This is a genomic window from Mesobacillus zeae (genome assembly GCF_003570705.1).
In the GTDB taxonomy this organism is placed as follows: Bacteria; Bacillota; Bacilli; order Bacillales; family Cytobacillaceae; genus Mesobacillus_C; species Mesobacillus_C zeae.
On the sequence record NZ_QWVT01000002.1, the window covers coordinates 36,399 to 60,492 of the forward strand.

24 protein-coding genes are annotated in these 24,094 nt (G+C 41.2%); 4 read left to right on the forward strand and 20 right to left on the reverse strand.

Annotation, left to right across the window (positions count from 1 at the left end):
• Window positions 1-24: 24 nt before the first annotated feature.
• From D1970_RS00660 to D1970_RS00695, 8 genes are all read right to left on the reverse strand, one after another.
• On the reverse strand, window positions 25-669 hold the full coding sequence (locus D1970_RS00660; protein ID WP_119110954.1) for a WbqC family protein: 645 nt from the start codon (window positions 667-669) through the stop codon (window positions 25-27).
• A gap of 1 nt (window position 670) precedes the next feature.
• The gene (locus D1970_RS00665; RefSeq protein WP_142920979.1) at window positions 671-1,312 is read right to left on the reverse strand and encodes a hypothetical protein; all 642 of its coding nucleotides are present in this window, start codon (window positions 1,310-1,312) and stop codon (window positions 671-673) included.
• 364 nt (window positions 1,313-1,676) lie between these two features.
• On the reverse strand, window positions 1,677-1,916 hold the full coding sequence (locus tag D1970_RS00670) for a hypothetical protein (RefSeq protein ID WP_119110956.1): 240 nt from the start codon (window positions 1,914-1,916) through the stop codon (window positions 1,677-1,679).
• Between the two features lie 44 nt (window positions 1,917-1,960).
• The gene (locus tag D1970_RS00675) at window positions 1,961-2,872 is read right to left on the reverse strand and encodes a TauD/TfdA family dioxygenase (protein WP_119110957.1); all 912 of its coding nucleotides are present in this window, start codon (window positions 2,870-2,872) and stop codon (window positions 1,961-1,963) included.
• Window positions 2,865-4,334, reverse strand: a complete 1,470-nt coding sequence (locus D1970_RS00680) for a class I adenylate-forming enzyme family protein (RefSeq protein ID WP_246370212.1) — start codon at window positions 4,332-4,334, stop codon at window positions 2,865-2,867. The genes D1970_RS00675 and D1970_RS00680 overlap by 8 nt, the downstream gene beginning before the upstream one ends.
• A 46-nt stretch (window positions 4,335-4,380) precedes the next feature.
• On the reverse strand, window positions 4,381-5,340 hold the full coding sequence (locus D1970_RS00685) for a hypothetical protein (RefSeq protein WP_142920980.1): 960 nt from the start codon (window positions 5,338-5,340) through the stop codon (window positions 4,381-4,383).
• A gap of 37 nt (window positions 5,341-5,377) precedes the next feature.
• The gene (locus D1970_RS00690; protein ID WP_142920981.1) at window positions 5,378-5,653 is read right to left on the reverse strand and encodes a phosphopantetheine-binding protein; all 276 of its coding nucleotides are present in this window, start codon (window positions 5,651-5,653) and stop codon (window positions 5,378-5,380) included.
• A gap of 47 nt (window positions 5,654-5,700) precedes the next feature.
• Window positions 5,701-6,642 (reverse strand): hypothetical protein, encoded by a 942-nt coding sequence (locus D1970_RS00695; protein ID WP_119110961.1) that lies wholly within the window; start codon window positions 6,640-6,642, stop codon window positions 5,701-5,703.
• Window positions 6,643-6,794: 152 nt separating this feature from the next.
• Here D1970_RS00695 and D1970_RS00700 point away from each other — a divergent pair, with 152 nt between their 5' ends.
• Window positions 6,795-7,715, forward strand: coding sequence for a helix-turn-helix domain-containing protein (locus D1970_RS00700; protein ID WP_119110962.1), 921 nt, complete (start codon window positions 6,795-6,797; stop codon window positions 7,713-7,715).
• On the opposite strand, the gene D1970_RS00705 is transcribed toward D1970_RS00700, so the two are convergent.
• The 8 genes from D1970_RS00705 to D1970_RS00740 all read right to left on the reverse strand — a co-directional run bounded on the left by D1970_RS00705 (window position 7,712) and on the right by D1970_RS00740 (window position 16,450).
• Entirely contained in the window at window positions 7,712-8,923 is a 1,212-nt protein-coding gene (locus D1970_RS00705; RefSeq protein ID WP_181213366.1) for a phenylacetate--CoA ligase family protein, read from the reverse strand. The genes D1970_RS00700 and D1970_RS00705 overlap by 4 nt on opposite strands.
• A 43-nt stretch (window positions 8,924-8,966) precedes the next feature.
• A complete protein-coding gene (locus D1970_RS00710; RefSeq protein WP_119110964.1) occupies window positions 8,967-9,926 on the reverse strand; it encodes a glycosyltransferase family 2 protein in 960 nt (319 codons plus the stop codon).
• A 3-nt stretch (window positions 9,927-9,929) separates the two neighbouring features.
• On the reverse strand, window positions 9,930-10,880 hold the full coding sequence (locus D1970_RS00715; RefSeq protein ID WP_119110965.1) for a dimethylarginine dimethylaminohydrolase family protein: 951 nt from the start codon (window positions 10,878-10,880) through the stop codon (window positions 9,930-9,932).
• Between the two features lie 22 nt (window positions 10,881-10,902).
• Window positions 10,903-11,592 carry a PIG-L deacetylase family protein gene (locus D1970_RS00720; RefSeq protein ID WP_142920982.1) on the reverse strand — a complete coding sequence of 230 codons (690 nt, stop codon included), beginning with the start codon at window positions 11,590-11,592 and terminating at the stop codon, window positions 10,903-10,905.
• Window positions 11,593-11,615: 23 nt separating this feature from the next.
• The gene (locus D1970_RS00725) at window positions 11,616-12,236 is read right to left on the reverse strand and encodes a DapH/DapD/GlmU-related protein (RefSeq protein ID WP_119110967.1); all 621 of its coding nucleotides are present in this window, start codon (window positions 12,234-12,236) and stop codon (window positions 11,616-11,618) included.
• The gene (locus tag D1970_RS00730) at window positions 12,233-13,138 is read right to left on the reverse strand and encodes a carbohydrate deacetylase (RefSeq protein WP_119110968.1); all 906 of its coding nucleotides are present in this window, start codon (window positions 13,136-13,138) and stop codon (window positions 12,233-12,235) included. The genes D1970_RS00725 and D1970_RS00730 overlap by 4 nt, the downstream gene beginning before the upstream one ends.
• A 679-nt stretch (window positions 13,139-13,817) precedes the next feature.
• Window positions 13,818-14,894, reverse strand: coding sequence for an undecaprenyldiphospho-muramoylpentapeptide beta-N-acetylglucosaminyltransferase (gene murG, locus D1970_RS00735; protein ID WP_142920983.1), 1,077 nt, complete (start codon window positions 14,892-14,894; stop codon window positions 13,818-13,820).
• A 629-nt stretch (window positions 14,895-15,523) separates the two neighbouring features.
• Complete coding sequence (locus D1970_RS00740; protein WP_119110970.1) at window positions 15,524-16,450, reverse strand: cation diffusion facilitator family transporter; 927 nt, start codon at window positions 16,448-16,450, stop codon at window positions 15,524-15,526.
• A gap of 293 nt (window positions 16,451-16,743) precedes the next feature.
• On the opposite strand from D1970_RS00740, the gene D1970_RS00745 reads away from it, so the two are divergent.
• Entirely contained in the window at window positions 16,744-17,625 is an 882-nt protein-coding gene (locus D1970_RS00745) for a sulfite exporter TauE/SafE family protein (protein WP_119110971.1), read from the forward strand.
• Between the two features lie 421 nt (window positions 17,626-18,046).
• Here the strand turns inward: D1970_RS00745 and ggt are convergent, their stop codons facing one another.
• From ggt to D1970_RS00765, 4 genes are all read right to left on the reverse strand, one after another.
• Window positions 18,047-19,813, reverse strand: a complete 1,767-nt coding sequence (ggt, locus tag D1970_RS00750; protein ID WP_374978528.1) for a gamma-glutamyltransferase — start codon at window positions 19,811-19,813, stop codon at window positions 18,047-18,049.
• Between the two features lie 213 nt (window positions 19,814-20,026).
• Window positions 20,027-20,425: a VOC family protein gene (locus D1970_RS00755; protein WP_119110973.1), complete on the reverse strand. Its 399-nt coding sequence runs from the start codon at window positions 20,423-20,425 to the stop codon at window positions 20,027-20,029.
• A complete protein-coding gene (locus D1970_RS00760) occupies window positions 20,412-21,200 on the reverse strand; it encodes a phosphosulfolactate synthase (RefSeq protein WP_119110974.1) in 789 nt (262 codons plus the stop codon). The genes D1970_RS00755 and D1970_RS00760 overlap by 14 nt, the downstream gene beginning before the upstream one ends.
• The gene (locus D1970_RS00765; protein WP_119110975.1) at window positions 21,197-21,892 is read right to left on the reverse strand and encodes a 2-phosphosulfolactate phosphatase; all 696 of its coding nucleotides are present in this window, start codon (window positions 21,890-21,892) and stop codon (window positions 21,197-21,199) included. Before D1970_RS00765 ends, D1970_RS00760 begins: the two co-directional genes overlap by 4 nt.
• A 202-nt stretch (window positions 21,893-22,094) precedes the next feature.
• Between D1970_RS00765 and D1970_RS00770 the strand changes: the two genes are divergently transcribed.
• The gene (locus tag D1970_RS00770) at window positions 22,095-22,838 is read left to right on the forward strand and encodes a phosphoadenylyl-sulfate reductase (protein WP_119110976.1); all 744 of its coding nucleotides are present in this window, start codon (window positions 22,095-22,097) and stop codon (window positions 22,836-22,838) included.
• Window positions 22,831-23,982 (forward strand): sulfate adenylyltransferase, encoded by a 1,152-nt coding sequence (gene sat, locus D1970_RS00775; protein ID WP_119110977.1) that lies wholly within the window; start codon window positions 22,831-22,833, stop codon window positions 23,980-23,982. The genes D1970_RS00770 and sat overlap by 8 nt, the downstream gene beginning before the upstream one ends.
• Window positions 23,983-24,094: the final 112 nt, after the last annotated feature.

A 24,094-nucleotide genomic window follows, 5' to 3' on the forward strand; every position in this document is an offset into this window, starting at 1 on the left:
CACTTCCTTTTGGCTGCTTAACTGCTATTCTGATACATACAGCATGTATTGATTTAATTCCTCTCTGCCAGCTTCATTCCGGCCCTCACTGAGATGGATAATGGATGAATCATAGTTGGACAGCATAGGTTTTAAAAAAATGACATCAATGCCTTCCTTATTAAACTCATTCACATCCAAGTAGTTTTTGGCCCCCTCTCCCGAGACATATGTATCTGCTTGAAAGTACTTGCAAATTGAAATCAGGAGTTCATTTTTATTTCCTGTTGTTGGAATTTCAGAGCTGAAGAATAAAGGGGTATGTATTCCAAAAGCTTTTTTACAAATATTAATGGAGTTCATATTGATATCAACTAGTTTCTCGGGTATAAATACATCTTGAAGATCCATGGAAAAATGGTAGTCAATCTTTTTCAGCAGTTTTTTCCGCCAGCCAAAATCGGGTGCAGTATTGACATCTTTTATTAGTTTGTAAAATGAATTTTTCTCTACTGGTACAGTGAACCATTCTTCCTCACCTGCGGCATTGATAAATTTGTTTCTGTTTTGATAACTACGGGGGCCGGAAAATTGAACATCGTCCAGGATGACAAAGGCATCCGCTTGGGACATTTTTTGAAAATAACCCATATAAGGGAAGTGTTCCGGCTGGCTGATTGCAATCTTCACTTTATCCCTCCACAACAACAAATAACATATAGTAGTAATCGATGCCTTCGTGCTTTTCCCTGAGAACAGCTCTGTAGTCTAATATCTTTATTTCTTGCAATTCCAGAAGAGAAATATATGTATTCACTGCCGCATCCAGGTTCACATTCAAACCGTTATCCCGAAAAAATTCACTTCTGCGATTAATCCATTCTCCATGCCGTTCGGGATGATAAGGTGTTTTTACAAGATTTAAACATAGTATTGATTTTTGGTTTAGTGGAATAACATTTTTTATATGGTCCATTATTTGAAAGTTTTCAAAAAAATCACCATTATATTGGCCTAATGGATTGTCAATGGAGATAATATTAATGTTCGAATCTATCAAGTCCCGCTGAAACTCATCATTCATCAGCTTCTCTATTGAATTAGCTTGGATGAACTGTCCGTTCGTTATATTTTGTTCGAATGCTGCTTGTAATTCCTTATTCAGTTCATAGCCTATAATCTTTTCAGAAAAATCCACAAATCCTTTTGTATAAATAGAACCGCTGCCTGCAAACATCTCTAATACATTAAAGGGAGATGTAAGATATTCTTTCGCAAGCATGTGAACAGTTTCTGTGCATTCCCTCACATAACTTTCCCTGACATTCATCAACGCCCAAACTCCCATCCTAAATTCATCATCTGTTTGCCCGCATAATAAATTGCATATATGCGGGCAACAGTTTCAATTGCTATTTTTCCCAGCGGACGTCCAGTTCTAATTGCGCTGCTTTGAAACAATTGTATTGACTTGGCCTAGTGGAATAGCTGTTAGCTCAACCTTTTTCATGTGTATCACCTCCTTAAAATATTCGTTGCATAATAATTGCTATTTCCGGATGGAGCATCAGTTCTAATTGCGCTGTTTTGAAACAATTGCATTAACTTGGCCTAGTGGAATAGCTGTTAGCTCAACCTTTTTCATTTAGATCACCTCCTTAAAATGAAAATCATTTATATGCATTTTCTGAATGCGATCAACCAGCAATTAAAATTTCATTTTCAACAAGGAAATTAATAAATTCTTCTACCTCATCACAATCAAAATCATGCTGATTAAATAGTTCTTGAATGGTAACGTAGCGATCTAGCGCGGGCTCCAGTAAGGAATACGTGCTTTCCTCGATAAAAAATCCTTCTGAAGAATGGTGAATTACGATGATCTTCCCTCCCGGAGTATCTGTTACAGAAATCTCCGGATTAAATGTTATTTTCATATCAAGACCACCCAATAAGTATTTTTAGACTGCAGATGTATCGGTTAATGTGCATAGCATTGTGAGATCAGCCTTCTTTTATCTTCAGGAATAGCTTGCTGGTTCGGTCCCAAAACTCCTCTGCCATGCACAAATCTTAATTGGTCAAAAATCAATATCTGCCCTGGCTGGAGTACGAATTCCTCTCTGACCTTTTCAGCCGCTTCCGACAATCTAGTAAAACTGCCTATAATTTTTTGCTTCTTCTGCTCACCCTCATGTGTCAGTACCAGCCCTTCCTTCTCAAAATGCTGATCCATCTTGGAAGTGAACCGATACACTCTTCTGCCGGCTAGGCTGTTATGGTCAATCACTGGAAACTGATCAAGACCTGTTCCTACTTCACGGACACCTTCATCATGCCAATACTTAAAGTGCGGACTGCTTAATAGCTTGATATCTTCATCGGAAAGGAATCCTATTGCTTTCTCCATATCAGCGAGGAGTGTCATACCTCCTCCATTCAGATCTTTCCGCATCGAATGAAACGAGATAAGTCTTGGAACGCGGCTGTATCCGACCATATCTACATGAAGTTTATTTTCGCCAACACCATGTGTCCGACCGGGATCAGCATCCAATTTCACCCCCAGCTCAAACCAGAAGCTTTCATCATTAAACAGCCATATGGGTTCCCCTGCACAGCAAACGAGGAGGAAGTTCAATAATCTGGCCTCTTCGTCACTGTTGACGATTTTATTGGAATCCAGTAGAAAGTATCCTTTTTCCTGTGTTGATAGAATGCTATTTTTAAGATCATTGCAAAATTCAGCTAAAATTCTATTCTCATTTATAAGCTCCCGGACAGCTGCCAAATTTTCTTTTCTTGGAGATGCAGGGTCAATGTCTTGTAAAATGACTAAACCTTTTATTAGTTCATCACAAACCGTCGATTCCAGCCTGAATTCTTCAAACACTTTTTATCCCCCTCTTCAACCGCATATTGCCAAGCTTATTTTTATCTATCTTTCCATTATTGGTTAACGGAAACTCATCCAGTACTTCGATATAGGGCGGAAGCTTGTAGCCTTCCAAAACAAATTTCAGCTTTTGCCGAATCTGACTTGGGCTGATGCGCGTTTGTACGAACAGCATTGAATATTCAAATTGCGCATCAGGCTGCAATACGGCTGCCTGTTCAATACCTTCAAGCCTGAGTGCAGCTTGTTCTATTTCTCTTGTACTGACTCTATAGCCGTTTTGTTTGAAAACACCATCATTTCTTCCGATGCAGTACAGATATCCATCATCGTCCATCCTGAAAAAATCCCCGGTGTAAAGGGCATAGCCTTCTGCAGTTTTCCTGAATACTCGTTCTGTCAGTTCTTCGTTATTCCAATAACCAGTCATGACGTTAGGTCCCTCAACAACCAATTGTCCCGCCGTGCCAGGAGGTACTTTTTGATTATTTTCATCAATGACATAACAGCTGACATTTTGTAGCGGCCTTCCTACCGAATCAGCCTCCTTTGCCATTTCATCCGGCTGCAGAATCGATACTCTTTTACACTCAGTGAGTCCATACATTAGGTACACTTTACAATCCGGTAAAAGATCTTTTAGTTCATGTACAGTTTCCTTCGGCAAATGCTCCCCGGTATTCGTCAACATCCTTAACGACAAAGGTGTTTTTTCTCTGAGAAGCAATTTTATTAAACCTTGGGTTAAATGCGGAAGCGATGGCAGGACGGTAATATTCCAGTCTTTGATTCTTTTTAATAGTTCGATACTCGAAAAGCTGGACTCCAATGCCAAAGTCGCATGATTTTCAAAACTTATAAACACTTGATACAATCCATAATCAAACGATAACGGCAAGAAATTGCCGATAACATCACTCGATTCAATCTTCAATTCCGCTGATATGGCTTTTGTGCAAAAAATAATATTCTTGTGCGGGCACATCACCGCTTTAGGTGTTCCAGTGCTCCCGGATGTATATACGAGCAGCGCTAAATCACTCGGCAATAAATTGCATTTAGAATCAAAAGGCGTTGGATCATATTCATCCATATGTAAGTTGATATTCTTAATATTGGCAATTTTAATCTCAGCACTTAATGAATCGACTAACGCAACATGGCTGACAACCAGCATTGAAGGAGAACAATCTTCAATGATATAGCGAAGATTATAGTCTGATGTTTGCGGGTTTAGGACAACTGCAATACCGCCAATTCTAGAAATTCCAAAAAGTAAATACAGTAATGGGATACTATTGTCCATCAAGATGAGGACACGATCGCCCTTTTTTATACCGTTATCTTTTAAATAGGAAGCCGCCTGAAGACTTTTCATTGCGATTTCCTTATATGTTATGGATTCGCCTTTCGTAATGACTGCTGTTTTTCCAGGAACTTTGCTTACAGCCTCATCCAAAAGATCATGTAAGAAATCGATGTTAAACAGCTCCTGTCAAAAAAATTTACAGATGGTTTTTCATAAAATCATTTAATAGAAGGATCCCTTGCAAATAAAGACCGGCTGCAGCATCACAATCACTCTCTAAAAAGAAAGGTGGAGCACTTAAAAAGTGTGCGGCTTCGCTAAACAGTGTTCTTTTTTCCCAGTTTTTGTCATTGCATCTTTCATTGATTCTATTAATGACTTTATCGAACAAATCTTTGTATTCACTAGGTCTACCGCTATTTACATAAAACTCTATTTCCGGAATATCCTTTTCAAGTTCATATTTTAAAGAGAATTGGCCTCTTTGGATGACATGTGATTTCCCGTGGATCGATTGAAACAGCTTTCCTAGGTCATAAGCGAAATCTCCGCCCTTGTCTGTCGATCTTGGGTCGAGTAGCTTTAACTGCATCTCACCCTGTTGCTTCAGGAACAAAATATGGTTTGCCTCAAGATCTCCATGTACAAAGGATAGATTAGATGGTGTTAAAGACTCCAAATTTTTTTCACGTAATAAGAAATCAAAAGAAGGAAGTGTATTTGTGAATATCTCCCCATTTATTTTTAATGCTGGGGATAATATCAGCCTGCATAAATCCGGACGCTGGGAAAGAAAGTAGTGTATACGTTTTTCCATCCGCTGAATATGTGTTTTTAATACAAAGTCTTCCGGAACAGGTTTTGAATCTTTTCCATAAATATGACTAAACAATAAATCGATCAGTAAAGTTAATGCTTCATGGATTTCGTCCATTTGGCAGTCTGGGTCTAGTAAGGCATCATCCAGTTGGTTCATTTTGTAAAAAGGCATATGATACGAAACAGACTCCGCTGTGATATTAAATTCCGTGATTTCCGGAAAATATGATTTGATTTCATCTGGAAGATTTTGAAGATAATGAATTTGTTCAATCGTCGTAACCAAGTCCTTTTGTTGCGCTGTTTTGACGATATACGCTTGATCATTCCTGTTCATGACTTCCACTGAACTAAAATTAAGGGCTTGAACCATGCTAACCGTGCAGCCTTTCCAGCAGAGTGTTAATCATAATACTGACACTGCTGACTGTTTCAAAATTTTCGGGGACCATCATATCATCTGTAATATTAATATGGAAATGATCCTCCAGACTGATGACTAAACTGATTAATGCAATAGAATCAATGCCCAAATCGTCAACAAGATGATCATTCATCGATATATCATTACGAGGCTTGTAATCCTGAGAGAATGAAGAAATAACATCCTTGAGCACACTAATGTCTATATCTTTTAACTTAGTATCCAAATAAAGCCCTCCTGCCGGAATATCGAAATCCAATGGCAGTAAATATATTAGCTGCCAGGAAGTCCAATCTCCTCAAATTCTTTTAATAATGCATTGTTAGCTTCCTCTTCACTTTTGGAAATCAGCTTTATTTGCTGGATGATTTCATCTGCAGCAATATTGTTTAGCGATAATCGGATTAAATCATTGGCAAGAGTGAACCAAAGCCTGCTTAAATCTTTATACAGCTGGCAAAGCTCGTTACTATAGCTGCTAAGGCTTTCACTCATAAATCCCCTGCTGCTGATAGTCCCATTCGGGTGCCGCATGATGATGGACAATGCCTGAAGGGCAACGGTTTGATGAATGCCGGAACATTGGTTAATTTCATAGATGCCATTCTCAAGCTTCATCATCTCTTTCACGATACTGCCGCGATTCTTCCGGGCATTGGCGATCATGATCTCCCTGATCCTGTCATGGATTTGCTGGTGTGAGAAATCGTTTTCGACTGAGATAGCTAAAGATTGATAAGGCTGGTTCTTCGTCTTTGAGCATGCTAGCTTTAAATCTTCCATATCTATCGAAAAAGTCCCTTTTTCATCACTTAATAGAAAAGAACGAGTGATCTCATTAAATTCTTCCAATAACACAAGGTGATTTTCGTTATTCCTTTTATAATTTTTCTTATCATACGGAAGATAAAAGCAATTAGCGAAAACTGGATGTACTTTTTTTTCGTTTAATATAGTCAAGGTCTTCTTAAATGCACTGTTCCAATCTGGGTCAACTACTCTTTCCGACTTAATCCCGCTATTGTTATACAACGCAATTGAGTCAACCGAACATCCCGAAATCCTGTATACCGGTGTTAATGGATTGTCCTCTCTCGTTACTTTAAGATCCACCCCGCCGAATAAATGGAATAATTCATACTGTTTTAATGCGATTGCGGAATCTTTTTCTAAATAGCTGCTAACACCAAAGTAAATACAATGTGAAGTTTTCATAATCCCAACCTTTTTTTATATTTCAAACTTAATTCCTGCAATATTCTTATACTCTTCATGTGGTTTCATAGGCATTACTACCTTATTTATATTTTTTGTAGTAAAATCTAGTCAGTTGAGGTAGAAATATACTGTGACTAAGGGTGAATCTGATGAGTAAAATTGGAAAGCAATTAAAAATGCTGCGTAAAGAAAAGAATCTTACTCAAAAACAGTTAGCAGTAGGAATATGTTCTCAAGCGTTCATTTCCCAGCTTGAAAAAGGTTTTATCATTCCTTCCTCAGACATACTGTATAAACTATCCAAACGCTTAGGTGTAGATGTCCACTATTTCCATGAAACCGATGACCAATATTTAGATGAAGTGATTGGCCATATTCGGTACTGCTTAAGGATTGGCGATTACCAAAACCTTCAAGAAACCTTGGATAATGAAAAAACGATTATTTTGAAAACTAAAGAAAATGAACAATTATATTACTGGCTTCAAGGGATATGCTCCTATTATTTAAACAACGACTTAAACAAATCGATTAAACTCTTCAACGATGCCCTGAACGTTTTTTATAATAATGAAAGCCAATATACTCTTCGAGAGGTTGAAATATTAAACAGTATGGCAAATGTATTCAGTGACGATAAAAATTTTACAGTTGCCGAAAAGTACTATCTGAAATGCCTGAAGCTGCTGAAGCAGATTACGCATGATGATTCAAAAAGCAATAAGATTGTCAATGTCAGAATACTGTACAATTACAGCAAGCTATTATATAGAACGAACAAGCTGGAGAAATCATTATCGTATATAGAACAGGGAATTTTAATCTGCAATAAAATAGACTCTAATTATTTATTGGCAGAACTGATTTTTCAAAAAAGTTTGGTCTACTACTATCTCTCTAAATATGAATTAAGCTATCAGGCAATGAGAGATTCGCTTGTCTTATTTCAAGTCACCGGTTATCAAAACAGATCGCAGCATGTCATTGACTTAATGAATACTAAATTCGGACAGAAAGAATATGCAGTCGGGCATAATAAGCTGTTAAGTCCAAATGAAGACCTAATTTAACAATTGGATACAAACCATTTAAATTTGCTGCTGAATTCCTTCAAAACAAAATGATTCGTTTGGATTACCTTTACGCTGGCTTCATAACCCAACAGTTCCTGGAACTTGTCTTTCAGCTGCCGCACCTGGCTTTCATGTAAATCTGCTAAACTATGGCATCTTAAAGTGAAGGCATTCAGTCCTTCCTGGACAACTTGGAATTGAATGATTCCAAACTTGTTTTTGATAAAATAATCATTTAAATATTTCAAAATAGAGGGATGAGAAAACCCTGCAGGCGTTTGTATCATATCCAATTTTCTATATCCTGATAGTTCGAGAATGAACGATGGATTTCCGCAGGCACATTGCTTTTTAGAAAGCATTCCGATATCCCCTGTGTCATATCTGATGAGCGGCATGGCTTTAGAATGAAAGCACGTAATATGGATATGGCCAGTTTGATCGAAGCCTGCAAAATCCCCAAACTCATCCAGTATTTCGACAAAAACATTATCATTCATGATATGCAAATGGTTGAAATCACAGGAATAGGCAACGCCCCAGCTTTCTCGCAGTCCATACATATTTGCAACAGGGCACATAAAAGCTTGCTCCAATAATTCTTTTTGAGTGCTTAATAAACCCTCGGCACGGTTTTCAATCATTTTAATCTGGCTTTGTTTCATATCAATCTTATTTGTCAAAATAAACTCCGCTAAATAGGTGAGAACTCTTGAACTGCCTTGTAAAAAATCAGGCTTGTAGTCGATCAGTTTTTCAACAATTCTGTTCATGCTTTCTTCATTGAGGTCTTTTACTGTAATATTCAGCCAGCCTTCTTCTGCCTCAGTTACCACCTCACTGCTGCCTGCAAAAAAGGTGGCAAACTTAAGTCCGGGAAACCTCCCTATCCTTTTTTGCCTCTCTTTGAGCAAAGTAATGCTTGTCCTCAATTTATCATCCTTCGTACGCGGGATTGAAAAAGGCTCTCCGGTAGTGCCGGAAGTATATTCGTACATTACACTGCTATAATCAACACTTTTTGATACAAACTCCTGTTGATCAAAGATCAGTTTTTCTTTCGTCAGAATGGGTATCTCCTGAAAATCACTGTAATTCAAAGCAGCTATATCCGTATGTTCCAATGCTTTTTTGTAAAACTCCGTGTGTTCTTTAGCGTATGAGAGGATTTCTTTCGCTTGATTCAACTGTTTATTGGTAAACATCCTGTCCATCCTTCGATAAGAAATTTAAAGTAGATCTATTAGATTAGGCAGCTTTCCGGACTTTATTGCCTCCAAATTCAACTCCGCCAGTAAAATATTTATAGATCGAAAGCCATGAGGTGAAGGGATAAAACCAAAACCAAATTGCGCTGTACAGAAATGTATGCCTCGGAACGATTCCCTTTCCGTATTTTAATTGGCCTATAAATGAAACACTCATCGCTCCAATTGTTAGAGCCGCAGCGAAATATAAAGGCAGAAGATTATTAGTAATCAGCAATAGAAGCAGTAATGGCAATATTGAAAGAAAGAAAACAAATCTTATTGGAAAAGCTATATTTTCGTAGGCGTATCGAACCCGCTGCTCCAGAAACTTTTTCATGCTGATACTTTGAGTTGCTTCAAGGGAAGCCTCACGAATATAGCCTATTGAATATTGATTCTTTCTAAAATGTTTTTCCATGGCAAATTCGTCGAACAGTGCATCGCGGTCCGGAAAGCCATGTTCATCGATTAGTTTCTTTTTAAACGCTAAATGTCCGCTGTATTGCTTTCTGTAGTCCAGCATATTCACAATAAACAGTCCGCACAAATCAATCTTCACAGAAAAAGGAAAGGCATCAAACTTTGGTGTTCCTTTAAAACAGTCATATTGATTAAAGTAGTTTGCTAGTCTTTGTAAAGTTGAGTAGGTAATCCGGTAGTGGTCATCAACCAGCAATATATTGTCGTACCTCACATATTTTAGTGCAGCATATATGCCATTTAATTTGTCGTTTGCTCCAGTCCTGATTTCATCATCCGGTATGATATGGGAGATATTACTTCGGTTTTTGAATTTTTCTTTCATGAATAAATGTGAGGCAAGTTCACTTTCGTCTGCAATGATGATTTGACTTTCAGTTTTCTGCAGTTGGGAGGACAAACTTATAATATAATTCGTAAAATCACGCAAATCTTTATTTAATGTAGATTTAATGGGAATAATAATTGATATTTTCATCGTTTACCCCCTTTTAATAACCCCGGTTATACAGTGCACTGCACCCCCGCCTTTTGTTATCTCGGATAAGTCTACTTCCATACAATTCACTCCAGCCGCTTCATACTTTTTCACTGAATCCGCAGCACCTTTGTTTATCACGATATTTTCTTCGTTTAGAGCAACAAAGTTTATCGCCATATTTTCATCTATTTCTTTTAAGTTTGAGAGCTCAATAATATGAAAGCCATGTCTTTTCAACACTTCATACAATTGATAGGATGCCCTTTGCGGGATGATGACTGCATTCGAAGAATTTAATATACTCACAACGCCATCCAAGTGACCGCATCCATATGTGGTCTGGATGATATGAATTTCCGCAAACCCCTGCAGCTCAAGCAAATATCGAACAAAATGAACAGCCTCGTAATTCGTCCTGATACCTACTCCAAGGAATACTAAATTCTTATTGACAATAAATATATCCGGCCCTTCCAATAACATGTTTGCGTGTGCAGTCGCAACGATTGGGACACCCATATTGGAAAGCTGTTTCGAGACAATTGTCTCTTCCCCCGACCTGATTTTCGATGCAAGTCTGGACACGATTGCACCTTGTGGGGTCATCGTGAAAGAATCTCGGACGTACATGAGATTCGGATATAAATCTGCCGCATGATCTTCCAGCAGCTCTACATTGACTCCCCACTGCCGGTACACATCAACTAATGTATCGTGCTGGTACCTTGCTTTCTCGGGATTGAGTTTTTCCAGCCATAACAAGTTTTGTGGATCTTCCAATCTCTCTATTTCTTTTCCAGGCCTTCTTAGCAGAACTCTTTTTAAAGGGTCTGATTCTGCTGAAACACCGCAGTCGCTCCATAGCTTGCCAATATCATTAAGATGGTCATATTCGCGGCCTTGCCATCCTTCGCCTCCATGTGCTGCATCGATAATCTTTTCCATTTTCATCTCCACTTCCTATATTTAACGTTTAAGTCTCGAGGGTGAAAATCGCATTGAAAACCTCATGCTTGAGGCCTTCCTCAACAGGCTTAGCCCCTAGGGATAATGAATAGAATACAGATTTCGCAACATGGTAGTGCTCTTCCAAATAGTATCTGCCATGCTGGGTTTTATGGTGTGACAGTGCTTCCATCTTCCGGTTGAAATATTTGGTGATATCCACAAAATAGTTCGGGATGAATCCGGCTCTTAAAGTTAATAGAGGTTCACAGAGCAGTATCTTTTTTACTCCTTCAACTCGAGAAGCGATATTTATTGCTGCTTTCCCTACAGCTGAATGATCCTGGTGATCCACGCCAAGGTCTTCCGGGCAATGAGTGATCACGACATCAGGGGCAAAATCTCTAATGACTTTCTCAATGGCAGCTATGAGAGACTTATCAAGACGTATATTTCCATCATCAAATTGCAGAATGTCTATCTCTATGCCTGTATTTTCAAAAGCACTTCTTGTTTCATGTTCTCTCTCTGTTTTTGGTATGTAATCAATGTTATATTCTAATTTATCTTGGAGGGAGATTCCATTTTCCCCTCCAGATACAACCAACAGCTTACATTCATAGCCTATTTCCTTATATTTCAAAAGTGTGCCAAAACACCTCAATTCCGCATCATCGGGATGGGCCATTACTGCCAGTACACTTGGCTGCTTATTCATTTGATTCGTCACTTCTTTCAATCTTAAATTCTTGTTTTCGCAGGAACTCCGTACACTTTTTCATTAGCACAAACGTCTTTTGTAATAACCGAACCGGCGCCTGTAAAAGCTCGATCACCTATTTTTTCCGGAGCAACCAGCAATGAATTTGCCCCCAGGAAAGCATGATCGCCGATTTTCGTTTTAAATTTATTCCTGCCGTCAAAGTTACATGTAATCGTTCCAGCGCCAATATTTACATTTCTGCCTACTTGCGCGTGTCCAAGGTAAGAAAAGTGTTTGCATTTAGTTCCTTCTCCTAAGACAGAATCATTGATTTCACAAAGGCTTCCTAGCTTGGCTCCATTTTTTAACACCGTGTGATTTCTTAAATATGAATACGGACCGACAGTGTTATTTCCATTCAAGCTTGAATCAATGATAGTGGAAGAGAGAATCGTACAATCAGGACCAATGATTGAATTGATGACATTGGAAAATGAATCAATGGTACTTCCGCTTTTCACAATGGATTTTCCTTTTATCACAACCATCGGGCAAATTATTACCCCGGGTTCCAATACAGCATCTCCTGAGATAAATGTAGTTGCAGGGTCTTCAATCATGACCCCATTGCTTTTCCAATAATGAATGACATCTTTCATTTCACTATCTCCTGATTGTTTTTTAAGATTAATGCCGAACTTTTCAATTCGGAGTAATTTGTCAGCACAATATCTTGCTGCAGCAAAAACTCTGGCAATCCTGGAGAAGTTAATATTTTTAATTCTTTTAATCGCAGTTTATTATAGGAGCTTGCAGAATATAGGCTGCTATCAGCAAACCCAGGGTGTGTCATTAACTCAGCAGTACCGGGAGGCAAATTTTCCAATTGTGTTTTAAAAGATTCCAGTGAGATTTTTGAACCGTAAAACCCCGGACAAAAGTAGTCGGCGAACACTAAGCCTGAATCCGCCGCCAGACTTCTCAGCCTTAGCAATCGTTTATTGAGATTAAATAATGGGACATCTTTTAGTAATTCCTGTAGGGAAGAATAAGGATAATTCTTCGGATCAAAAAACGGGACTCTTACAGGAACATTAAATAACTGGCCAACTTGCAGATATACCTTAAAAAAGGGAAGATGCAATATTCCCCAGTGATGACAATCAAGGTGTGACGGCTGCCGGTCCATTAGGGAAATATAGTCGTTTACCTGTGCAGCAAACTCTTGGTATAGCTCGTCTAAAACGATTTTTTTCCGGTTTAGAAAAACATTTTTATGAAAAAAACCATCTTGGTCCACAAGTGACGGAACACACTCCCTAGGAAGTAAAGGACGGTCTTTATTGAAGACGAGGTGAACCCCTACCTCCAGGCTCGGATATGCATTAGCTTTTATTAATGCTTCTTTGCTAAAGGGCCGGTTCATCATGACTGATGTGCTTGAAACGATTCCACTGCCATGGGCATGCAGGATTCCTTCCGAGACCCCTTCTGTTAAACCAAAATCATCGGCATTGATTATTAAAAACTTCTTTCCTTGCTCCATGGCCCTTTCACTCATTTCCTAACCAAATAATGTTGAGTGGGTAATTCTTCATCATCTTTTATTTTCCAAGAAAAGTTATTAGTCAATGAATTGCTTTCCTTTCTGTTGTCTATTTAATAGGAATTATAAATTAGTGTGTTTTTTATGAAAATTACAATATTAGTCGAAAAACAGCGAAAAACTCCTGTTTATAATGTGATTCTGATTAATTATGCTTCTATATGCATAATAAAATAATTTTATTTATTTTTTATAAGAAAAGCTGCAGCGCCTAGGCGCTGCAGTTGGACAATGAAAAGCGGAAGCACCCGTTAAGTGCCGTATGGACTGGAGCCAACCGACCGAGATACGGCGAATCTTCAATCAGCGGTTAGGTTTTTGCCGCTGATAGTTAGATAGCCAATCGGGCTGTTACGGGCAGTTGGGAACCTACTGCCCGTTAATGCGCGATAAAGGAAACACGATGAGCGTAAGCGAATCGATGTTGACTTATAACGCTAAAGGCGCGCACGTCCTGTGCGCAACGCCTTACTCGCACATCCTGTGCTTCGTCGTAGGGAGGCGGGGGAAGTCCACAAGGCACTGGGCGCTGCAGCTGGACAGAGAAAATCAGAACCTCCGTGTGCACAAGCACTATAGCTAGGCAACCAAAAAAGGACCCAGCCTTCAATGAGGCTGGATCCTTTTTTCTGTACTAACCTTTTTTTGATACACTGACTTTTTCTATCATGTCATATAATTTCATCAAACCATCACCCGGGTTATTGTCGCTCATATTCTTTTTATAATCATATTTACGGCTATACATCCCATTAATTTTTTCTGTTAATAATTGTACTGTCAAATCTTCCTCATCCAATACTTCACAAAATCCCTGTTTTTCAAAGGACTGCGCATTCAGGATTTGATCCCCCCTGCTTGAGGATAATGGAAGCGGGATCAGGATCATTGGAATTTTCAACGCCAAGAATTCGAATATTGAGTTTGATCCTGCACGGGAAATAATCAAATCTGTTGCGGCATATAGATCAGCCAATTCATCATCCACATACTCGAACTGTTTGTACCCCTTCATTTGAATACTGGAATCCGCTTTGCCTTTTCCGCAAAGATGGATGATTTGATAGTTCCTTAACAAGTCGGATAAACAATTTCTTACTGTATCGTTAATCTTTTGGGCGCCCAGGCTTCCTCCCATCACGAGTATGACAGGTTTTTTGTCATCAAACCCACATAGCTCCAGGCCTTTCTTTCTCGAACCATTTTTGATTTGGGCCCTAATAACAGGTCCAAGAAATAACTCTTTGTCATCAGGAATATGTTTGCCTGTCTCCGGAAAGGTAAAGCACATTTTCTTAGAAAAAGGCAAGGCGATTTTGGATGCCAACCCAAGATTCATATCGGATTCATGGGAGATGATTGGCACCCTATTGATCCAGGCAGCAAGAATAACAGGTACCGAAACAAACCCGCCTTTTGAAAAAACGATATCAGGTTTAATATCGCGAATTAATTTTTGGGATTGAATGACCCCGAGCCCCACTTTTAATGGATCTAAAAAGTTTTTGATGTCAAAATACCTTCTTAGCTTGCCTGTGGAGATCGCATGATATGTAACGTAAGGAATTTTCTCAATAAGATTCCTTTCTATTCCAGTACTTGAACCAATATAAAATATATCCCAGCCATGTTCTTTCAACAGCGGGATCAATGCAAGGTTTAATGAAACATGCCCAGTAGAGCCTCCGCCAGTTAATACGATTTTTTTCACTAATGATCCTCCATGTTCTTTATTTTCAACAACAACCCCATAGCTTTTGCCGGGCCAGCAAATCATGTTCCACTAACTTGATTTATATTCGATGATCGTTATACTATTGCAGCCCATTAATAAACAGTGAAGTTATTTTATGGGCAATATTCCATCAGCAATTTACTATACATTATATTACCGAAAAAAAACAACGCAAGATTTAAGCTTTTTGTCTTGTATCTATAACCCACCTAAAAAAGGCCCCGCATTTATTAGGAGCCCTCAGGAAAGAGACCAATTTTCAGATTAGAATTGCTCGTGATTGCCTATTAAGTTAGTTAGGAAAGGAAAAACAGTTTGTTTTTTTCGTGAAATTTGATGATTTTTCAAAAATATTGAGGAGAAAAATGCACTTTTTCCTCTTTAACAGTAGGTGGTTTTGCCCCGCCACCACCTGTAACCGATTCCACAATAGCATATTGAGATGAATTTTTCTTTGGAAAGCCGGATATCTAAGGTTACACTCTTTCTATCTACGGTTATGCCCGTCTATCTACTGTAGCGCCCATTTTATCTGCTTTTTCAGTAATAAATTTCCAATTCAATGCAGAGGGATTCGTATTTCCACTAAATTAAGGACCCCACATCTATTGTGGAGCCCTAAACTTATCCTTAATTCCCTCTCCCTCTGGGAAGTAGGGATTGAGATGGATCATGACTTCCTGAATGTTATCGTATTTCTTTATGAGTGCCCCTTTAATCTCTTTGGAAAGATCATGGCCTTCTTTTATCGTCTTAAAATGATCAATGGATATTCTAATATCGACAAGAATATAATGGCCATGCTCCCTCGCCCTTACGCGGTCGATTCTCCGGATATCCTGGAACTCAGAGATGATGGTGATGTAATCCTGAAGGAGTTCCGGATCGACGCTGCGTTCAATGAGGATATGGAAAGCTTCTGTCAGCATTTCCCTGGAAATTTTAAAAATCAGGTAGGCGACAAAAATACTTGCAACCTTATCGCTGTACAACAGGAAACCAAGGCCCAGCCTGTCTCCTGCAACCGAAAGAAGCACACCAGCCGCAGCCGCAATAGACGCAACAATATCTGCCTTATGGTCAAAAGCGATGGCCTCGATAGCCTTGCTTTTATGTTGTGTGGCAACGCCCAAGGAGTATCGATACAAAACAACTTTAGCTCCATATGAAATGATTGCCACCCACATGGCCATCAGACTTGGGGCTTCAATTGGATGGAAAAAGCCAGATATTCCTTCGTACACAACGTAGGCAGACACCAGCAGAAGAACCATGCCCACGACTCCTGAAACAATAATTTCAGCTTTTCCGTGTCCATAAGGATGATCCTCATCCGCTGGTTTATTTGCCAGCTTAATGACAAGAAGGACAATGATTGAAGCAAAAACATCAGCTGCAGAGTGGATCCCATCTGCAAAAACAGCATCACTTTTCCCGTACCAGCCGATGAAAATTTTTCCTAAGGTGAGGACAATATTGCTCCATACACTAATCCATGCAACCTTCTTTGCAATTGACTCCCTTGCTCCCATACATTTCACTCCCGCTGATATTACTTCTAGGCCGCATAATCCTGATTTTCCGCACAGGTGAAAACTATTTTATTTTATCCATAAATGGCTCTGCCATGCAATCGGTGAAATCACTGTCTTGGTTCATTTCCCCCGTAAAAACTCCCTAAAAACAGCTGTCAGCCTTCCATATTGCTGCCGGCAGCATTCAATGAACCATTTTGCCCAAAATCCATACTATAGCTTAGAAGGTGGGCTGCTTTTACCCTTCACTATTCCTGGAACAGTCCAGTCTGAAAAAAGGAGAGATTGTTTTGAGAAGGCTCATTATTTTAGCGTTGATCGGCTTAGCCGCACAGTTAGTGGACGGCTCATTGGGAATGGCTTACGGTGTGACATCCTCCTCACTCTTGCTACTGTTTGGAATTGCCCCTGCCGTTGCCTCGGCATCCGTACACATGGCAGAGGTAGTAACAACGGCGGCATCAGGGGTTTCCCATTTGAGATTTGGCAATGTTGATAAACAAGTTGTCAAAAAACTCATTCTGCCTGGTTCAATCGGCGCTTTCACCGGGGCGGTATTCCTTGGGAGCATCCCGGGTAACTTAATCAAACCATATGTATCCTTTTTCCTGCTATGCCTGGGTTTCTATGTGATATACCGGTTTCTGTTTTTCCGTTCCATTCATTCGTCCGGAGAAAAACCAGCAGCGTTAACCTCTAAATTTTTCATTCCACTGGGCTTCATTGCCGGTTTTTTTGATTCCACTGGAGGAGGAGGCTGGGGACCTATCGCCACCCCTGTTCTTCTCTCAAAGAAAATGGAAGCAAGGAAAGTGATCGGTACGGTCGATACTAGTGAATTTGCTATCGCCCTTTCCGCAACTCTGGGATTTATCCTCACCCTAGGATGGACCCAGTTTAATTGGCAATGGGTTATCGCCCTCATGGTCGGCGGCCTTGTTGCTGCCCCAATTGCAGCTTGGCTGGTAAGGATCATTCCTTCCCACCTTCTCGGAGTGCTTGTCGGTGGAATGATCATCATGACCAATACGAGGACACTGATGGATACAGCAAGCATCCCTCATGCAGGCAGTACTGTGATCTATGCCGTACTAATGGTCTTATGGCTAATCGGCATCCTTTATGTATGGCGGAAAGCAGCACAAAGCAAAAGGGAGAGCACGTTTAACTAAAGAAAAAGCTGTTGCGCCGCCAACAGCTTTTTTTGCTGAGCCCATTATTCTTCAACCCATTCAAGAAAAAATTTTTTCTTATAACTTCCTTGCTGCCCTTATTTAGTCTGCCTGGTATATTCAATTTCCGGTTCTGTGATTCCTCTTCGCTCTGCAATCGCAAATATAATCTCCAGAAGATCAGCAATGTCCCTTGCAGTAAACTACTGCAGGTGATATGGATTATGGACAATAATAAAAAAAGGAAAAAGAACTGGCTGGCTATATCGGGAAGCTGCTGCGCAATCAATTGGGCAAGGGGCCTGAATCTGTTTTGCAACAATAGAGGGTCCATTTTTGTTTTTGTATATCAAAAACTTTATTTCACCGGTTGAATTGGCACTGCTGAAACAGAATAAGCTTCAGAAGTCTACTTACAACTCTAATACCCCGCCTTATTTCCTTTCAGGGTTAGCCCGGCGGCTGAACCGTTTCGGCTTGAATCAGCCACTCCTTTAAAGATTCCTTCATCGTGGTTGATTTGTATACTCTGTACATTTCCGATTGTTATAGGAGCTGGGCCGAATTTGTGCCCCATCCTGTTCAAACTGCTGACAACATCGGCTGGAACTCCCTGTTCATATCGGTATGAGCTCATATTGTTCGTATAAATCCTTGGTTCCTCCACCGCCTGCTTTAATTCCATATCATATTCAATATGGTGAAGAATCGTTTGAAGCACGGAGGCAATAATCGTTGGGCCTCCCGGCGATCCGACTGTTAGTAAAGGCTTTTCTCCGTCAAAAACGATTGTAGGGGTCATGCTGCTCAGCGGCCGCTTGTTCGGCTGGACTTCATTCGCACCGCCAGGCACGGCATCAAAGTCGGTCAATTCGTTATTCAGTACAATTCCGTATCCTGAAACCATGATGCCTGTTCCAAACAGCTGTTCAATCGTTGTCGTGTAGGAGACAACATTTCCCCATCTATCCGCAACCGTAAAGTGGGTCGTTTCTCCATATTTCTTATCATTAGGCTGGGTGACCGCTGCATAGTCCGGGCTTCCCTCTTCATATTTCCATGGTTCACCTGCTGCTGGGTTCATGTTAACCCGCACAGGATCAATCATCTTCTGCCGCTCTTTAATATAGTCGGGATGCAGAAGGCCTTGCAAAGGTACCTTTACAAATTCAGGATCGCCTGCATATACAGCCCTATCTGCATACGCCAGGTGCATCGTTTCGGAAAGCAAATGATATTTTTCCTTGGAGCGTACATCGTATTGTGACAAATGGAAGCCGTCGAGTATTTTCAGCATTTGAAGAAGAAAGACACCACCCGAGCTTGGCGGAGGCATGCTGGCGATATTATAGCCCTGGTACTCTCCCCAGATTGGCTCATCCATTGTCACATCATATTTCGCAAGATCCCTTTCCGTCATCGAGCCGCCTTTTTCCCTGACCGTTTTGGCAATAGCCTGGCCGATTTCACCGTGGTAAAAAGCATCAGTACCTTTTGAACGTATCAATTTAAAGGTTTTGGCGAGATCTTTCTGAACAAGAGTATCACCATCGGAAAGAGGTCTTCCGTTTTTAAGGAAAACATCTTTGGCGGCACTGCGGGACAATGCCTTTTTGTTTTCTTCAATCGCTTCGGCAAGGACAGAATCAATAGGGAACCCTTTATCGGCAAGCTTGATGGAAGGGGCCACCAGCTGCTGCATCCGCTTTGTTCCCCACTTGTCGAGCGCATCTTCCAGCCCCTTTAATGTTCCTGGCACCCCAACAGCTTCCCCTCCTGTAGATCTCTCTTCAAAAGGAACCGGCTTTCCATTTTCATCAAGAAACATGTCCGGCGATGCACCCTCGGGAGCCCTCTCCCGGCTGTTAATAATGTTTGTTTCTTTTGTCTTTCCGTCATACACCATCATAAATCCGCCCCCGCCAATTCCGGACATCATCGGTTCCACCACATTTAAGGCAAATTGGATGGCGACAGCGGCATCAATTGCATTACCGCCTTTCTTTAGGACATCTTTCCCTATTTCCGTAGCAAGCGGATGGGCGGTCGCGACCATTCCGTCAGACCCATAGGCCACTTCACTAAAGCTGTCATAATCGATGCTTCCTTTTTTGGCAAAGCTCACTCCCGGCATCGTGCCCGTAAGAAGCAGCAGAGTAGTGAAAAGAATAAATCCTGTTCTTAGAATTTTGTTCATTATGTCTCTCCCCTTCTTTGTTTAATTACCTTAAAGTTATGGAAAGGGAATCTGATAATCAAGCAGGAGCAACAAATATTCAGAATTTTGAATAAAAATACCCACCTTTTCTGAGAAAGCTGGGTAAAAAGCACATCATATATAATTGGCGGCTTGGTACACCTTTCCTATTACAAACTTAACCAAACCAGTACTTCTTTTCTCTTAATATAGCATGCTTCTATCATGATAAAACTTAAATTCCAGCAGATTATTGGCAGGATCAATGAGAAAAAATGTCATATGTTCCTCTCGTTTTCCCGGAAAACGGACCATAAGCTCCTGGAAAAAAGGGAGTTCGCTTTGCTCTGCTTTTTTCAGCAAAGACTCAAATTCCTCTCGCTGCACGAAGGTTACACCGAAGTGACGCGGATACATTTTTGGCTTCTCATCCACTTCTTCCGGATTTAAATGGCAGACAAGCTGGTCGCCAAAAAAATCGAAAGTCACTCTGTCTTCATACCTTCTTGCAGGCCTGCATCCAAGCTTCTTATAAAATTGAAGAGTTTCGTCAAGATCCTTGCATGGTATTGCCAGGTGAAAAACTTTGTTAGTTTCTCGCATTTACTGCATCTCCTTTAAACAAATGGAATGTATCAGAACGGAGACCCAGCCTCAAAGTCTCCAGTGGAATCGTATCAGAAAAGGATATGTTGGCAAGGTTCACATCTGCTCCTGCAGCCTTGATCAGCTCGGTCTGGATCCTTTTTGAAGGGGCTTCGAAAATCACCGAATCCAAATCGATTCCGGATGCAACAATATCCCCAATAATATCAAGCCGGATTTCACCATTGCTCCGACACAGCCCGCTTGTGCCGCTTTCCCTCGTTTCCGTGATTACTTTTTTCGCCCCTGCATTAAGGTCTTCGCAAATCCAGTCAATCCATTGCGAGGAATTTTGCCCATCGGATATTTCCCCCGACTTGCTGCCCACCTCACTGAATACGGAAAAATCTCTGGAGAACTGCTCAATGTACAGAGCCTTTTCACTATTTGTCATTTCGATCGTTCCGTTGGAAATTTCCACATATCTGCAACCGCTTTTTTTGCAATAGCGATGGAAGCTTTCGACCTTTCCCTGGCTTGCGAACTTTTCAAACAAGGTGCCCCCAAAAAAGAATTCAATATCATGATATCTTAAACAAGCAATCTTTTCGGATAGCTGCTCTGTAACTAATGACGTTCCCCAGCCAAATTTCACAAAATCAATATATTTCCCCGATGATATAACGGTATCCCTGAAAAAGTTAAGCGGGACACCATTATCAATTAAGACGGTAATACCCGATGTCCTTGGTTTTTCTTCCCTTTCCGGAAGCATTAATTGATCAATTCTCATATAAATATCCTCTCAATTCTCGGCAGCCCTTTATCGCTGTTCACCTGCATGATAAAGCTGCCGTCTATTTCTTCAAGGCATAATAGAATGTCTTCCTTCTTAAATTCTGGCCGACTTCTATTCAAGAATTTTTCCGCAGGACCGGACCTTTGTATCCTTTCGGCAGCCTCCTTAGCATCTACGCGACTATCACCTGTAATAATGCCTGCTATATACTCCGCGCATGCCAAATCTTCGTCACCTGTTGGATGGGAGGCGATCAGATTGATGTGAGACACTTCGCCCGACCTTATTAGGTTCGCACGGATATATTCCGCGGTCACTTTCGCATTTGAAAACCCCGTAATAAATACATAATCAGCTGCAAGGGCGTTCAAAGCAGCTTTTACCCCGTTGGTCGTTTTCTGGACCAGCACTTTCCCGCAAAGATTCTTACCCTGCAAATTCCACGGGGAATTATCCAGGTCAAAGCCTCTTATAGGAAGGCCTTCAACCTCCCCTGCTAAAAGAAAGTCCTCATCGCTTTCCTTCAGTCTGAAGGCAGCATCAATCGTTGGCGACAGGATAATTTCTCTGGCCCCCATTAAAAATGCGTGGTGGGCAACGGTAAATGCACGAATGACATCAATGACCACATTAACCTCTGCCCGTTCAGGCTTATGGCTGCTGCCCTGTATAATCGCGAGTGTCAACCGGCTCCCTCCTTCTCCCTGAGATACAGTCAAAAAAGTATATTCAGCCAGCCTAGGGATGTGACTGACTAGCCTTCACCCAAAGGAACAGGGGCAAGTTCTGATGAATACTTTGCCTTTAGGTATTTACCCAGCAACAAGTCGAGCGAAAGTACATTGCCTGCGCTTTAGGCGAACTTTATGATAAGGCGGGGAAAGAAATATGAATGGCTTTTTGACATACGAATCATGGGACGAAGGAAAAGTCCTCGAGCTCAATACCCAGCTAAAGGAGAGCATGGATGTGCTGAAGTGGGCTTTCCAGGAATACGGCAGCCAAATTACCTATGCCTGCAGCTTTGGGGCGGAAGGGGTTGTGCTTATTGATTTAATCAGTAAAATCATGCCCAACGCGACAGTGATTTTTTTGGATACTGAACTGCATTTTTTAGAAACGTATAAATTGATAGCAAAGATGGAAGAGAAATACCCGCGGTTAGTGATAGAGAAAGTGAAATCCTCCCTTACACTGAATGGGCAGGCAGAGCTGTACGGGGATGAAATATGGAAGACTGAGCCTGATCAGTGCTGCCATATGCGAAAAATCATACCGCTTTCCGAACAGCTTCAGGATAAAGCAGCGTGGATATCCGGCTTGCGCCGTGAGCAATCAGAGACAAGAAAAAAGGTCGATTTTATCAACCGGGATGAAAAGTTTAAAAAAATTAAAGTTTGCCCGCTGATTCACTGGACTTGGGAAGATATATGGTCTTATATCAAACTCCACGAGCTGCCTTATAATGAACTTCACGATAGATCCTACCCGAGCATAGGCTGTAAAACATGCACGCTTCCTGCCACTGATCCTAATGACCACCGCTCGGGAAGATGGGCAATGACTGATAAAAAAGAATGCGGCCTCCACAGGGAATTGCTGCAAAAGCAAGGAGGGATTTCTAATGATTGATCCCCATGGCGGGACGCTCATCAACCGATTGTCAAATGATCATGCATGTTACAGCTCCTGCAAGCTGGATATAGAGCTCGACGGCATGGCCCTTGCTGACCTTGAATTGATTGCCATTGGAGGGTACAGCCCGCTGGACGGATTTATGGGCCAGAATGATTATAGATCGGTTGTCGAAAATATGCGCTTGGCATCCGGTTTGCCCTGGAGCCTTCCTGTCACTCTCCCGGTAAACGAACAGGAAGCAGCGCTTCTTTCCCACGGCGACAAGGTTTCTTTGATGAAGGATGGTGTCCATTACGGCTGCCTGACGGTCACCGATGTCTATACGCCTGACAAGGCGGTTGAGGCAAAGCGGGTCTTCGGTACTGACGACCCCGGACATCCCGGGATCCATAAACTATATAACCGGCCTTCCATATACATCGGAGGTCCTGTAATCGTAACCCGAAGGCCTTCAAGGACACAATTCAGCGAATATTATTTGACTCCTACTGAAACCAGGGAAGCTTTCACAAGGAAAGGCTGGAGCACGGTCGTTGGGTTCCAGACCCGCAACCCCGTTCATCGTGCACATGAGTATATTCAAAAAACTGCCCTAGAGGCGGTAGACGGCCTGCTCCTTCATCCGCTGGTAGGAGAAACAAAATCAGATGATATCCCTGCTGATATCAGGATGGAAAGCTATCGCACCCTTTTAGACCACTATTATCCAGCAAAACGGACAATGCTGGCAGTCTTTCCGGCCGCAATGCGCTATGCTGGTCCTAGGGAGGCCGTTTTCCATGCAATTGTAAGGAAAAACTTTGGATGCACCCATTTTATTGTCGGTCGTGACCATGCTGGGGTCGGCAATTATTACGGGACGTACGATGCCCAAAAGATTTTCTCCTGTTTTTCAAAAGAAGAAATCGGGATTCAAACTTTGTTCTTTGAAAATAGCTTTTACTGCAATAAATGCGGAAGCATGGGTTCATCAAAAACATGTCCGCATGACGAAGAGGACCGGCTCATCCTCTCAGGGACAAAAGTGAGGACAATGCTAAAGAACGGGGAGCTCCCGCCAAAGGAATTCAGCAGGCCTGAAGTAATTGAAATCCTGATCAATGGGTTAAGAGAAAAGCAGAAGCAATTAAAAATATAAAAATGCCTGGCGGCTTTGCCGTCAGACATCTTATTAAGATAAGCATATGAACCTTGCCCTCCCGGCACATAAGCCCAAGCACGCAAGCGAAAGGTGTGGACAAAGTCCCCAC